Origin of the sequence: Methylomonas sp. HYX-M1, from assembly GCF_040741385.1 — a bacterium.
GTDB lineage: Bacteria > Pseudomonadota > Gammaproteobacteria > Methylococcales > Methylomonadaceae > Methylomonas > Methylomonas rhizoryzae.
The window spans coordinates 4,040,412-4,054,616 of sequence record NZ_CP160405.1 but is presented as its reverse complement, the minus strand read 5'-3'; the positions used below and the strand labels follow the sequence as shown (position 1 = coordinate 4,054,616).

General features: G+C 52.8%; 11 protein-coding genes. 6 read left to right on the top strand and 5 right to left on the bottom strand.

Annotated features, from left to right (window positions below; translation table 11 throughout):
* Positions 1 to 9: 9 nt before the first annotated feature.
* Genes AB0A83_RS18295 through AB0A83_RS18275 form a run of 5 tightly spaced genes read left to right on the top strand, consistent with a single transcriptional unit; the run spans position 10 to position 6,867 of the window.
* Positions 10 to 1,929, top strand: coding sequence for a radical SAM protein (locus tag AB0A83_RS18295; RefSeq protein WP_367154910.1), 1,920 nt, complete (start codon positions 10 to 12; stop codon positions 1,927 to 1,929).
* A 34-nt stretch (positions 1,930 to 1,963) separates the two neighbouring features.
* Positions 1,964 to 3,067, top strand: coding sequence for a glycosyltransferase (locus tag AB0A83_RS18290; RefSeq protein WP_190303186.1), 1,104 nt, complete (start codon positions 1,964 to 1,966; stop codon positions 3,065 to 3,067).
* Positions 3,068 to 3,110: 43 nt separating this feature from the next.
* Entirely contained in the window at positions 3,111 to 3,935 is an 825-nt protein-coding gene (locus AB0A83_RS18285; RefSeq protein WP_150050899.1) for a phytanoyl-CoA dioxygenase family protein, read from the top strand.
* A 17-nt stretch (positions 3,936 to 3,952) separates the two neighbouring features.
* Positions 3,953 to 5,257, top strand: a complete 1,305-nt coding sequence (locus AB0A83_RS18280) for a GSCFA domain-containing protein (RefSeq protein ID WP_150050897.1) — start codon at positions 3,953 to 3,955, stop codon at positions 5,255 to 5,257.
* Positions 5,254 to 6,867: a hypothetical protein gene (locus AB0A83_RS18275; RefSeq protein ID WP_367154909.1), complete on the top strand. Its 1,614-nt coding sequence runs from the start codon at positions 5,254 to 5,256 to the stop codon at positions 6,865 to 6,867. The genes AB0A83_RS18280 and AB0A83_RS18275 overlap by 4 nt, the downstream gene beginning before the upstream one ends.
* 101 nt (positions 6,868 to 6,968) lie before the next feature.
* Here AB0A83_RS18275 and AB0A83_RS18270 read toward each other — a convergent pair whose 3' ends face one another.
* From AB0A83_RS18270 to AB0A83_RS18260, 3 genes are all read right to left on the bottom strand, one after another.
* Entirely contained in the window at positions 6,969 to 7,271 is a 303-nt protein-coding gene (locus AB0A83_RS18270) for a hypothetical protein (protein ID WP_367154908.1), read from the bottom strand.
* Positions 7,272 to 7,399: 128 nt separating this feature from the next.
* Complete coding sequence (locus AB0A83_RS18265; protein WP_150050892.1) at positions 7,400 to 9,205, bottom strand: hybrid sensor histidine kinase/response regulator; 1,806 nt, start codon at positions 9,203 to 9,205, stop codon at positions 7,400 to 7,402.
* On the bottom strand, positions 9,202 to 9,843 hold the full coding sequence (locus AB0A83_RS18260; RefSeq protein WP_367154907.1) for a LuxR C-terminal-related transcriptional regulator: 642 nt from the start codon (positions 9,841 to 9,843) through the stop codon (positions 9,202 to 9,204). The genes AB0A83_RS18265 and AB0A83_RS18260 overlap by 4 nt, the downstream gene beginning before the upstream one ends.
* Before the next feature lie 553 nt (positions 9,844 to 10,396).
* On the opposite strand from AB0A83_RS18260, the gene AB0A83_RS18255 reads away from it, so the two are divergent.
* On the top strand, positions 10,397 to 11,017 hold the full coding sequence (locus tag AB0A83_RS18255; RefSeq protein ID WP_150050887.1) for a hypothetical protein: 621 nt from the start codon (positions 10,397 to 10,399) through the stop codon (positions 11,015 to 11,017).
* 248 nt (positions 11,018 to 11,265) lie between these two features.
* On the opposite strand, the gene AB0A83_RS18250 is transcribed toward AB0A83_RS18255, so the two are convergent.
* Positions 11,266 to 13,068, bottom strand: a complete 1,803-nt coding sequence (locus AB0A83_RS18250; protein ID WP_367154906.1) for a hypothetical protein — start codon at positions 13,066 to 13,068, stop codon at positions 11,266 to 11,268.
* Between the two features lies 1 nt (position 13,069).
* The gene (locus AB0A83_RS18245) at positions 13,070 to 14,185 is read right to left on the bottom strand and encodes a VWA domain-containing protein (RefSeq protein WP_367154905.1); all 1,116 of its coding nucleotides are present in this window, start codon (positions 14,183 to 14,185) and stop codon (positions 13,070 to 13,072) included.
* Positions 14,186 to 14,205: the final 20 nt, after the last annotated feature.

Genomic DNA, 14,205 nt, shown 5'->3' with positions numbered 1-14,205 from the left:
GTGATTGCGATGAGAACCCTCTTGATTTCCCCCAGTTATTATCCGCAGGCCAACGCTTCGTACTATCCGTTGGGCCTGGCTTATATTTCGGCCTATATCCAGAGCCAAGGCCATCAGGTGGTAGGCTTGAACTTCAACCACATGCCGATGGAAAAACGCAATCCGGTCTTGCGCCATACCTTGTTGCACGAAGCGGTCGATATTATCGGTATCAGCGGTTTGACCGTGGCGTTTAACGAGATCGACCGTTTGATCAAAGCCATTCGGGACATTCGCGCCGACGTGCCCATCGTATTGGGCGGCGGCATTACCTCGGTGGAAGGCGAATTGATGATGGACACCTTGCGGCCGGATTACGCGGTAGTCGGCGAGGGCGAGTTGATTTTCACCCGCTTGTTGAAAGCCTTGGAGGAAGGCGACGACGTGCGCAAAATCGCCGGGATCTGGTGCTGGGACGCCGATAGGCCCAAATTCACCGGCGAGGGTGAGTCGCCTAAGTATCTGGACGACTTGCCGTTGCCGGATTTGGACTCGTTCGGGATACGCGAGCATATCGGTTTACAGGGCGAACACGGTCAGTTCTCCTATCATTTGACCCGGCTGGACGCCGGCCGCTCGTTCCCGATTGCCGCCAGTCGATCCTGCCCGTTTAAATGTACGTTTTGCCATCATGCCGGCATGGGGGCGTATAAAAAACACGACATTGGTCGGGTGGTCGAGCAAATCGAGGGTTATATTCAAACCTACGGCATCAATAATTTTTCGATTTACGACGAATTATTCTCGGCCAATAAGGCTAGGGTGGTCGAGTTTTGCGATTTGCTGAAACAGCGCAAACTGAATATTCAATGGTTTTGCCAGTTGCGCATGGATCAGCTGGATTTGCCGATGCTGAAAATGATGAAGGAAACCGGCTGTAATTATATTTCCTTCGGCATAGAGAGCGGCAGCGACGCGATATTGGGCAGCATGAAGAAAAAAATTACCAAGCAAACGATTACCGATGCGGTAAAAATCGTGCGCGAGGCGAAAATCGGCATACAAGGTAATTTCTTATTCGGCGATCCGGCCGAAACTCAGGAAACCATCCGCGAGAGTTTGCAGTTTCAACAAGACAATCAATTATATTTTTGCGATTGGTCGGCGGTGATTCCCTATGCCGGTACCCCTATTTACCATTATGCGTTGGAAAAAGGCTTAATTGCCGATCGCGAAACCTTTATGCGCAGTTTATGCAATATTTCCGGCTATTTATATAACAGCCAGGTCAATATGACGCAGATGAGCGACGAGGAATATAAGGATTGGTATATTTCGTTGCGCGAGTTGAACGATGAAAATCACCGAAAGCGCTGTACCAAAGTGGTGGCCGGCGAGATTTTGGAGCGCTGGAAATCGAGAATCACCATCGAGTGTCCCTGTTGTAGCCATCAACAAACCCTGGATTTGCCATTTCCGTTCGAACAGGACGAAAACGGCCCGATTTTAGCCGGACCGGTCGGGGTGCAAGGCATGAACGTATTATGCCCGGATTGCGGGCGGAAAATGCATTTGAAAGCCAAGGATATTCCGCATATGCAAGGGGTTTACCAGCGTTTTCAACGCGCGCTGGATGAAATCAAGGCTAATGGGCAAAAAGCCATTTTCACGCCATCGCTGGATCGATTTGCCAAGGTATTTTTGGAAGATATGCATATCGATGAGAATATCGTTGAGGCTGTGTTCGATACTCGGTCATTTCGTGAGAATAAACTCTTTTTAGGTCATTCCACGGCGTTGATCGATAGTAATAATATCGAGCAATTTAATGACAAAGTTGTGGTCATTTTGCCGTGGGTTGAGTTTCGTAACCTGATCGACCGACTCGAACGACACCACGTAAAGCCAAGGCAGTTAATTAGCTGGAATTTAATGTTCGCCGATGCTTGATCTAAAAAGAAGGATACATCGAGTATCGGTATTGATGCCAAAGGATAATCCATGGTATTGGTCGGTGGCGGCGCAAATTGCCCAAGGATTTTCCGCACTGGGTCTGCAGGCGAGTTATTACTGCGGTACGCTTACCGAAGCGGAGTTGGCGGGCTGGGTGGCGTGTCATAAGCCGCAATTGATATTCGATATGAATTGCTCGCGGGCGGATAGGCCGGGTCTTGGTTCGGACATTTTTCATATTTGCTGGGTGGTCGACTTTAACGGTCGCAGCTTGGAGGCTTTTGCCGGAAGCGATATTACCTATTTGTTTGCCGCGGAATGGCTGCAGAGTTGCGGTAGTCGGGAAAATTACCATTGGCTACCGCCCGGAGTGAGTGCCGAATGTTATTTTCCGCAAGCGGGAGCGTTTAGTCATATTGCTTCTTTTGTCGGACATATTCCCAAACCATGGTCTGAGGCGGAGTTGCAGCGGAATATCGCCGCCGGAGATCGAGTCTTGCGGTTTGCCGATGTTTTGCCAATGTTGGAGGATACCTTAACGCGGCACAAATCCCGCTATGTGGTGCAGGCCGATTACAATGCATTGCTGAGCGAATTGGCAACACAGCACTTTGGCGTAAATATTCGATTCGGTGCCGTATTGGATTACGATTTAAGCGGGCGCTTGATTCGTTTGCTTAACCGCCGGGCCTTAGTGGATCAGTTGGTCGAGATAGAGGGATTGGCTATCTATGGTCCGGACAATTGGGCGTTATGGCCGCAGTATCGACCGTTTTATCAGCGATTTTTGTCATCGGTCGATGAGCTACGCGCCGTTTACAATCAATCGCAGATTAATTTTCACGAGGGCTGTAGCATGCATTTTAGAGTGGTCGATGCCATGGCTTGTCGCAGTCTGTTGTTCGTAAAAAATCATGGTTACCACGAAGGAGATGCGGGGCTTGATCGCTTCTTCGAACCGGGAGTGCATTACGTCGCGTTTCAGGCCGAGAACTTAATCGAGCTGTATCAATACTATTCAAATAATACCAATCTGGCCGATAAAGTCAGAGATGCGGCATTTCAAGCCATCACTGCGCAGCATACCTGGCGCCATCGCGCCGAGCAAATCATCGAAGATCTGGCGGCAACTTGAGTCCTATCGCCGGTAACACGACATCAACTATCGGGAGTGTGAAATGATCGAATGCGCAGTTCAGGAAGCGGTGGCCAGTATTGTCGATCAAGGCTATTACGTGTTACGCGATGCGGTTAATCTGGCGGATTTGGTCGATTTCGCCGCCGCTTACGAGAACGTATTTAGATTGGAACCGCCTCAAGTACATACGGTAACGTTGGATAACGGTCATCTTTACAACGTACACCATTCCACTTTACGTAAATTTACCGGGTTTGAGGCGTTATTGAAATTTTTCGACGCGGAAAAATTGCGGGATGTCGTGCATGCCTACATGAACTTGTTTTTTGATTATCCGCGTAACGACGTTCATGAGGTCTTTGAGGTAGAGCATAATTTTAAGCTCGGTAGCACCAACGGCAGTCCGTTGCATTTCGACATGGTGCCTTCACTGAAAACATTTATATATCTGGATCGCACGACCCGGGACAATGGCGCGGTGCGGGTGTTGCCCGGCTCGCACGTGCCGGCGCGCGAGTTTGCGCTACGAGCCTTGCAACAAAATCCGAACCCGTTGGTTTCAGATAGTTTTTTGTCCGATGCCGCTGCGTATGAGCAACTGCATCTCGAAGGCGAGCCCGGCACTATTATTTTTTTGGATACCTACTGTCTGCACGGTGGCGGAATTCTAAGCGGGAATCGTCCGCGGCGCAGCGTGCGGGCGGTTAGTTGGGCCAGGCCTCTACACCAACACTATTTTGTCCATCCAGTGTTTAACCGGGTAGAGGTTAATCCGAATTATCAAAAGTTGGGTTTTTACAATCCTTGTCCGGTGACCGCCGAATTACCGCCGCATGACCTCGGCAGTATGTACCGCGAAATTTAATCTACCAAGCACTACGAATGACCGTAAACGCCGCGATCGAAGATAAAATTGCCCAGTGCACTGCATTGGTGGCGGAGCAGCCGAACGATGCGCAATTACACTTGAAATTGGGAGTGTACTATTTGCAGAGGGATACTCAAAAAATCTCCGACGGGGTCTGTGCCGAACAGCATATATCCCGGGCAATTTCGTTAGGTTGTGGATCTGCTTTTGCGTTTTTCCACTTGGGATTGGCGGTACGCATGCAAGGCAAGGGCGGTTGCGACCACTGGTTTCGCGAGGCGATTCGCTTAGATCCGGGACATTACGTGGCGCGTCAGTTTCTAGCGCACGAGCATTTGATCGAGGGTGATCTGAAAAGCGCGCAACGCGAGTTGCGTGCGGCTTCGGCCTTGGCGCCGGAAGATCGGGAAATCCAAAATGATTTGCACGATATAGAGGCCATTCTTAGCGAACATAAACAAAAAGTAAACATTGCCCGCTGGCCCGCTAAGCTGAGCGATTTTGCAGATTTAGATCAATGTATCGGAAAGCATGTGTTACAGGGAGTTGCGCCGACCAACTTGTTTAATGGCCAATCGAAAATATGTACCTTCGGTTCCTGTTTTGCCGGCAATATTGCCAGAGTGCTACGCAAATTTGACGTCGATGCAGAAAATATTACGTTTGGCGAGTATATAAACAGTACGTTTGCCAATTTAGCTTATTTGCGTTGGGTTGCTGGCGAAACGATTTCCGATAAACTCGGGCATCGGCTTGCCGAAATTTTCGATCAGCCGGCCGAAAGTTACCGCGAAAAAATTGCCAAAGCGCAATTGTTGATTATTACCTTAGGCGTGGCTCCGGCGTTTTTCGAACTGGAAAGCGGCGAATTCGTTTTGCCTAAAGCCAGTCAGATCAATATGCGCTTGTTTGCCGCGAAATATCACTTTCGAACTACAACAGTGGACGAAAACTTAAATAACTTAAAAGCCATGGTGGCGCTTGTCAGGCGATTATCACCCGCCGTTACTATTGTCATTACGGTCTCACCGGTGCCGCTAGCGGTAACTTTCGAATACGATTCGCCCATTGTCGCCGATTGCGTTTCGAAATCGGTGTTGAGAATTGCCGCGGACCAGCTGATGCGCGAGCGAATTCCCGGTATTTATTATTGGCCTTCGTTCGAAGTGGTACGGTGGGTCGGTGGATATCGTGGCGATGCGTTCGGGGCGGAAGACGGTTCAACGCATCATGTTTCCGAACAGACCGTCGATTCGATTATTCGAGCATTTATTCGCCAATGTGGCGATGCCGAGCTGCAACATAGAATGACGTTATGAGAACGAGCAAATTGTTTGATGATGTTTTTAGTGTGTCGCATGCGGCGCTTGAGCTAAAAAATGTAATGGCTCAACGGGTACTAGCGGACCGAGTGCCGGATTTTTTAAAGGAAGAAAGCATTAATGCCCATGCCATACAGCTTAGTTTGCAAGCTTACGATCCAGAGCGTTTAAAGCATAAGGCACGTTTATTGGTAAATTCCGCGTCGGAATTTTGTGCGGGATTAACGTCGGCGTTATCAGCTCACGGCTACGAAGTGATTAAATCGGACGGAAACTCCGACTCGGAAGCGTCAGCCGGCGATAAATGTCATAGCGATCTTATCGTAGCCGATCAAATTTTTTCCAATCAACGTTTCGGTGAATTTTATTTAGGGTTTCTGGCGGAACATCGGCGAGATTTGACCGAAAAACTTACGGGTTGTATTGCGGCAGATCGGCCGGTCGTGGTTTTTACGGCGAAAAAGGTATATTTCAATCAACTGCGTATGAGTAAGGTTTTACGCGACAAGGGCTATCGGACGATCGCGTTGGTGTTTGATTGCTCGATGGCCCAACACCAAGCGGGTTTTTTCGATGAGGTTATTTACACCGACTTGTTGAGTTTTTTGTTGTTTTTAAACAAATTCGACGAAGATGTGCTATTGCATACCCAAGGCTGGTTATTTAGATACCACATCCCTGTTATTATAGACATGTATAAATCCACGCGCTGTAAGCAGATTATCGAGATGATGGACAGTCAGTCGTTTTATCTGCCGGAATCTTTATTTAGTAAGTTTCCTAATTCTTTGAAACAGGCATGGGGCGATAATGTCCTGGAGAATCATGCCGTGCAGCTGGCTTGCGAATATTACATAGTTCATCATTCCGATGGCGTTATTTTCAACGGCGATGAAACTTATCGCGAACCCCTAGTCAAGCGCGACTCCCAAGGATTGCGCGATAAACATTTAGCGTTTCCGGCTTTGCCGTTAAAAGATTTTTTTTATATATCTAATCAATCTAATCAGCAAAAACGTCTTGTGTTCGTCGGAGGTATTCCACCGTTGACGAATAACCGGCCTCATGAGTTATTCGGCGACTCGCAGCTGCTCAATTTAGTAAAAAGCCTCATCGATAGCGGATGTTATCTTGATATTTATAATAATCCGTTATTGGCGCCGGAGTCCGAGTATAAACGATTGTATCCTGATTATATGGATATGGCCAAAAGTAGTGATAGATTCAATTTTTATGCCGGCGATATGCCGCAGTATATCAATCAAATAATTTCCGCTTATGATATTGGTCTTATGGTTTACGATTTTTGTGGTACATATGCGGGAGATTTGCACTTTAAACATCTCATCCCGACTAAGTTATTTAATTACTTAGAGGCAGGGTTGCCGGTATTGGTAAGCGAGCGATTTTCGGCTGTGTGCAATATAGTTAAAGAATATGATATTGGTGTGATTATCGGGCCGGATGAGCTGGATCTTATTCCAGAGATCGTTGCAGTAACCGATATTGCCCGATTGAAAAAAAATGTTGTGGCTGCCCGAGAAGAGTTGCAAATGCATAACAATATCGACCGACTGACCGGGTTTTATCAACAGGTGATGGCCTGAGCTCCATCCCGCGCTGCCTGTGGTGTCGCTCTTGCGCACGGGCGTGCCGATCAAACCTTTGCAGGGGGCCAATTAGTGGTGCCGATTGTCAATCTCCGCTTCTAATAATGAAGGCTGGACAGCGAATTTCGGTTAGTGCACGGCGAGAAGGGGCAATGTGGACAGAGGTAGCTAATGTCACCGATTTCCTGTGCCGCCGATTGGTGGGTAAGCGCAGTGGGAATATAGGGCTCCACGTCCAGCAAGCCGTCGACGCCGGACTTGATCAGCGCATCGATTTCGTTCAGCGAGACGTTGCATATCGACGGTTTTGCGTGCCGGGTTCCGCTCGGAGTCGGTAGCGCTGCGGGTAATGCCGGTAGCGGGCGGTGCAGTTTTTTCGCTAGTGATCCGGTGGGCGGCAAGACTTGGCTTTATATTCGAAATATTCATCGCACACTGCGGATTTCAATGGCAAGGTTGCGGGTATCAGTCAAGATTGATGCCATTTTTCGGCAACGAGACGGCGACGGTGTGCTTACTTCATCTTTTATCAAGGCTCCGGCGGTAATAGCCGGCTGAGCAAGGTATGCAGAGCGTCCGGGTTCAGCGGCTTGTGCAGCAGCAGATAGCCTTCCTGCTCGGCTTGCGCCAGTGCCGGTGAGTCGAACTCGCCGCTGATCATCGCGCCGGCGGCTTCCGGGCAGCGCTCCAGCAGGGCTTGTAGTAATTCAAAGCCGCTTTCCCCGGAGCGCAGGCGCTGGTCGCAAAAAATTGCCTGCGGTTCGAATCCTGTTTCCAGCGCGGCCAATGCCTCGGAGGCCGACCCGGCGCAGACCGCGTTGATGCCCCAGGTATCGAGCAGCGCCTGCCAGGCGCTGCGTACTTGCGGTTCGTCGTCCACGATCAAGCAGCGGCCGTGCAGCCGAATAGGGCGCTTGGCCGTTACAAAGGACGCGTTGCATAATTCGGCGCGGCGTTCGCCAACATCGGCCGCCGGCAGCCGTAACCAGAAACGGGAGCCCGATCCCCGGCGCGAACTCAAGCCTTGGCTGATGCCCATCAGGTCGGCACAGCGGGCGACCACAGCCAAGCCCAGACCGTGGCCGGCATTGTCGATGCGCCAGGCGTGCTCGGGGCGGAAGAACGGCGAATACACGCGCTGCAGGTCGGCTTCAGCGATACCGACACCGGTGTCCCAGACTTCGAATTGCCATTGGCCGGCGCGGCGTCTTATTGTCATCAGTACCCCGCCTTGCCGGGTGTAGCGCAAGGCGTTCTGCATCAGATTGACCATCGATTGTTTTAGCAGCAACGGATCGGCGTTGACTAAGGCCTTGCCGCCGCTGGTGCGTATCCGTAATTGGATGTTGCGGGCCGCCGCTTCTTCCCGGAACAAGGTAGCAATGTCGGCCATCAGCGGGTCGACGGCCACCGCTTGCAGTTGCACCGGTTGGACGCCGAGTTCGATTTTGGATAAGTCGAGCAGGGAGTTGAACATTTGGGTCACCGATTGCACGCTTTGCCGCAAGTCCTGCAAGGCCGGACGCAATGCCGGGTCTTGGTTGCGGTGCGAGATCGATTCGATCAGAAAGCCCATCGCATGCACGGGTTGCCGTAAGTCGTGGGCGGCGGTGGTGAGGAATTGGTTTTTAGCGCGGAGCGCCGCTTCGGCTTGTTCCTTGGCGAGCCGGTAATCTTCGGCCAGGCGTTTGCTGTTTTCCTCCAGCTTGACCTGTTGCAGGAAGAAGCGGTGGGCAATCGACGAGTGGCGGTGGATGGAGACGATGTAACTGGCGCACAAGGGCATGACCAAATGCCAATGCTCGGGGAAAGCCCACGGCGTCAGCAGCGTGCATCCGCCCCAACCGGCATAAAAAAATCGTTTGAAGGCACTGAACAGCGGCGACTGGTGCGTGGCATTGGCGGCCATAATCGCCGCCAGGCTCATATACAGCAGCAGGGCAAATTCGAACGGTACCCGGCCGGCTATCACGGCTGCCAACGCCATTAACCCCAGGCCATGGGCCAAGGCCATGCGCAAAATGACCGGCATCCATTTTCCAATCGCTTCAGGGGTGCTAAGGTGATAACGGTCACGTTGGTAGTGGCGAAATTGAAGGCGTACTGCTGCCAGTGCCACGAGATATGCCAACGTCCAAACCAGCAGCCCCCAGGCATTTTGATCCAACTGGTATTTCCAATAGACGAACGGCATGCCGACGAAAGGAATGATGGTAATGCCGAACACTAGCCGATTGTGGGTCATATCCAACAGGCTGGCCTGGCCTTCCGGCGTCAGATCCTCAAAATGCAAGCGAGTGCCGGCCGAATCTGTCTGGGCCGATTGGGAGGTCATGGATTTTCCAGCCGTCGCCCGCGCAGCATTGTGATCACTTCGATTCGGTTTTTCGCGCCCAACCGCTCCAATATGCCGGTGACGTGTTCCTTGACGGTATGTTCGGACAGCGACAGGTTCAGAGCGATGCGTTTGTTGGGCAGACCTTTCAGCATCATCGCCAGCACCTGGCCCTGGCGTGGGGTTAAACCCAGCTCGGCGGCCGTAACCGGCAGCTCCCGAGTCGGCGCAAATCCGGCCGCCTGCGGGTGGAACCAGGAATCCCCGGCCATGACTGCCTCAACCGCTTTGGCAAAGACACTAGGGGCCGCTTGCTTGTGGATGAAACCGTCCGCGCCTGCGGAGGCGACTTTGCCGGCGACGGCCCGGTCGTCGTCGGCGCTGATCGCCAGTACCCGTATGGCCGGGTGGGATTGTTTTAGCTGCAACAGCAGCGGTAACGAAATGCCGTCCGGCAACCAGAAATCGATCACGGCTAACGCCGGCGGCTGGCCGGTTTCCAGCAATCGCCAAAATTCGCCGACGCCGGATATGGGGGCGGCGCGGGAAAAACCGCAATGAGTGACCAAATAATCGGCGATGCCGTGCGCAACCAGCGGATGGTCGTCCACAACCGCTGCCCATGCCGAATATTTCACGTTAATGCTCCCTTGGGAATCGACAGCGGGGCTAAACATTCAGTCCGCGGCAGAGCTGCTAGTGGCTGGATACATACAGCCTAAATCCTGCATGCCGCAGCTGGTTAATAATGTATCCATATGAGTCTATTGACATATGGCGGAATTTTACAATTATGCTTTCCAAAAAATAATGGCATCAAAGTGTCCGCGCTTATCTCGATAAGTCATATGGATACTGCAGGCTTCCTGTTTTCGGATGGCAGTCTTTAGATGTAAATGGTTTGCATCTTAACAGATTCCAACGTCTATCCTAACCCCACTACGGTAGGGTTTCACTGTCCGGGGCCGGTGCTGATAATGCCTCGCAAAACCGCAGCCGATTTTTGCTTGTTTCCGTTTCCGACGGGCTATATGAAGCTTAAATTGAGTGACGCCGCCACGACGGCTCCGGCTGCGCATGCCCAACTGTTCGATCGCGGGGCGGCGGGCAGCTGCCGGTCCAGCTAAGAGCGATAAAGCCGAAGCGACGATTTAAGCCGGCAATGTGTCCGAAGTTATTAGAGAAGAGCGTATGAAAAAATCATTTATAGCCGCTTTGTTAGCGGTGTCGCTTAGCAACGGTCCGGCCAATGCGGCGGCGACTGTGGTCGATTTCGAAGGCATTTCCGACTGGGATCTGGTCGACGGCTACGGCGGTTTGTCGGGTTGGGAGTCGATGTACGCCCAGGTGTCGAGTTATTCGGAGTTCGAAGCGCACGCGCCGGAATTGGGCGAGAATCGGTTGCATAGCCATGCCGGCGAGCTGACGTTCGACCATGGTCCGGTGATTTTCCAAGGCATGTATTACAACTATTGGGGATCGGATACCAACATCAGTTTTTCGCTGTTCTATCAGGGGCAACAGGTCTACAGCTCTCCGTTAGACAGTGCCAATCAACCACTGGGGATATATTGGTTGGCATCGGGCTACGCCGGATGGGTCGACAAAATCCAGTTTCATGGCCAAAGCGGTGACGGATTGATTGTCGATAATCTGACCTACTCCACCGCCCCGATACCCCTACCGCCTGCCGTCTGGCTATTTGCTGCCGGCTTGAGCATTGCTTGGTTCCGCTCGGCGCGGTGCGCGACTGCAAGCCCCGGAATTGCGCAAAAGTTGTCGTTGACGGTCAAAACCGAAGTCTGTTTATAAATTTCGTTAGCCGTCGTTTTTGCTTCGGCTTTTCCGCTGAATCGGGTGGCGCCCCTCTATTGCCGCGATAGTTCTTCATCTCTCTTCCGGACCGCGGTAGGACGCGCCGTAAAGGTTGACGGCTTTCGGCTCGTGGGCGCGGTGAAAACCGGTGGTGCGATGGGGCGCACCAACCGCCGCTCGCTATCCAAGTGTGGCGGCACATGTGCGGCACGACCTATTTCGGCGGTTCCGGCTTAGCAGCCCAATTAGCTTGCTTCGGCCACCGGCCATCCGTTTGCCGAGTGATAAGCCAGCGTGAGTAAATAGACTAGCTGTAATACGGCTTCCGGTTGTTGCCGGCCGATCGTTAGTTTCTGTTGCAATAGGTCTAACCCCAAAGCGGCGAATTGTGCCTGCGAGGCGTCGAGGCGGGTTGCCGAGCAATGGGGGTAATCCTGCAAGGTTTCCAACGCGCTGCGGCAGAGTTCCGCCAGCGGCGGCTCGGCGGTTTGTTCGAGCGGCCGGTTTTTGAAGCGGCCGAGCAAACGCGTTAACAGGTCCAGGCGGTGCTTTTCCGGCTTTTGAAAATCGAGTGATTGCCACTGATCCCGGTAAACGCATAGCGCTTCGAATTGATGACTGTGGTCGGCGATGACATGGCGAATCACCAGATGAAAGTCCCGGGCATTTTTCAGGCTTTGTAGGTTGACTAAGCGTTCGGACATGCCTTCGCTATAGGTTTGCCGGACCAATAGCCGCTGGCTTCTATCGTTGACCAGTTGCAGCAGCAACTGCTGCCGGGTTTCGTCGAACTCGCACGCTAGGCAACGCTCGACTTTGAGCAGTGCGTAACCGTATTCCGGTAACTCGGTTAACTGCATCCAGTCTTGGGTATAGACCCATTCAAAGGCCTCATCGCTTGGTTTGGCTTCGGTCTTTTGGCTTAAACTGAGGCCGTTACGCGGATTGTAGGTCGCCGCGTGCAAGCGCAGATAGCGGCCCGGCAAATCTCGGTTGAGCGGTGCGCCGGACCATAAACTGCAGTTTTTCCAGGCTTCGGCAATGCTGAAACCCCGGCCTTTGCCGCTACGCGCCAGACTCGCGCTAAAAATCCGCCCGTCGTCGCTCAGAAACAGCATATTCAATCCCAAGGCACCGCTCACCGTGCGCCATTGATGGCCGCCGAGACACAGTAAATACAACTCCGTTGCGTGCCGCTCCTCCTGCTCAGCCGCCGGCAGCGTCGAATCGGCCCACGCATAGATTAAGGCTAGTTGCCGCAATATCGCTGCGCTCGGGTCCAAACCTTGCGCTTGGCTGCGGCGCTCGACCCATTCATGCAATGCCAGCACGGCATTGCCCAAGCGCGGTTCGCCGCCGTTTTTCAGCTGGGGTACCAGACTCGTCAATTCGCTCAGGTTGGCGGGTTGCAGGTTTCTGACGCCGGTTTGCAGCAGAATGCAGGTTTGCGTTTTGACTTGTCCGCATAATTGTTCGCGCTGTTGTCGGTATTCGCTTTGCGCCGCTTGCTGTTCCCGCTCCAGCCAGTCGGGCCAGGCGGACGGCGGTTGGTAAAGCAGTGCGGCGATCAAGCGTTCGCTGGCCGCGCCGGATTCGCACAGCACCGCATCCAGTCCTTCGCCTTGGCGAATGACGGCTTTTTGCTGCAGCCAACTGACTTCGACATGACGCTCGGCGATGCGGATTTCGGCCTGCGGCCAAGCCCCGCTTTGCCACAGCCGGTACGCTTGGCGGCAAGCGGCTTTGCCGGCGCTGTCGAACAATTGGGGGTGGTCCAAAGCGGGTGGCGTAAAACTTTGCGCTTGGTGGTGGTTGAGATAGTCAATGGCCGCCGCGACGATATGTTTGCATAGGCCGGTTGCCGGACAGTTGCAAACGCTCTGTTCGATGCGCGCCGGCAAAATTTTGCCTTGCTGGCTTTCGAAATCGAATTGCCAGGCATCGCTTTCCTTGGCCGTCCATTCGACCTTGGTTTTCTCCAGCGATTTCGTTGCGCGCCGTACCAAGCCGGGACTGCTGAGAATTTCCAATTGCTCGATACCGAACACGCTATAACTCCATGGCTTTGGCCAGCCAATCGGCAAACACGTCCGGGCTGAGCGATGCGATCTCCATGCCTAATTGCCCAAGTTTAGCGGTCATCGCGATGTCGTAAAACGGGGCCGCATCGGCCGCCATCGCGGTAATGCCGAGCATTTTGATACCGCTTTCCAGCATCTGTGCCGCTTGTCGCAACAATGCGGCGGGCGAAGCGCCTTCTTCGAAATCGCTGACCGTGGCGATGACGGTGCGCCTTGGTTGCTCGGCCAATTGCTGGCAGTAGCTCCACGCCTTGGCGATATGGGTGCCGCCGCACATTTGGCCGGACAACAATACTTCCACCGGATCGTGCGCCTTGGCGGACAAATCGACGACATTGGTATCGAACAACACCAGTTTCAGATCGACGCACGGCAATCGCGCCAAAATCCCGGCGATCACCGCACTGTAAATCACCGAATCCATCATCGATCCGCTTTGGTCCAGGCATAAAATGACCCGCCACGGCAAATGCTTTTGGCTACGGGAGCTGAAATAGATGGTTTGCGGCAGCAAGCACTGCCGTTGCCGGTCGTAATACTTGAGATTGCGGCGGATGGTTTTGGGCCAATCCAGATTGGCCAACAGCGGTTGCGGCGAACTTTGGTGGCGGTTCAATCGGCCGCTGAAGGTTTGGTTGAATTTCGGTTGCAGTTGCTGCAGCAATTCGTCGACCACGGTTTGGATGATGCGCCTGACTTCCTGCATCAACTCGGGGCTTAGCTCGGCACGTACCGCCAGCAACTGTTTCAGCAAAGCCAGGTTGGGCGTCAGGTTGCCGAGGCAATCCTTGTTTTTCAACAATTCCTTGATGCCGAATTCGCGCACCGCATGGTCCTGAATTTTTTCCCGCACGGTTTTCGGAAACAAACGGTCGGCCCGATGCAGCCAATCGACCACCTGCAGTTGGGAATCGTCCAGTGTGCCGGACGTCCGCAGACCGCGGCGTTCCAATTGTTTTTTATAGAGTTGCTCCAACACTTGGTCTTGTTGGCTCTGTTGCCGGCTTAACGGCACCGAGCACAAATGTTTGTTGGCAAAACGGCCGAGTACCAAACGCCAACGTTGTTCCAAACTGCTAGTCATGCCGTCTCTCCTTATTCTGA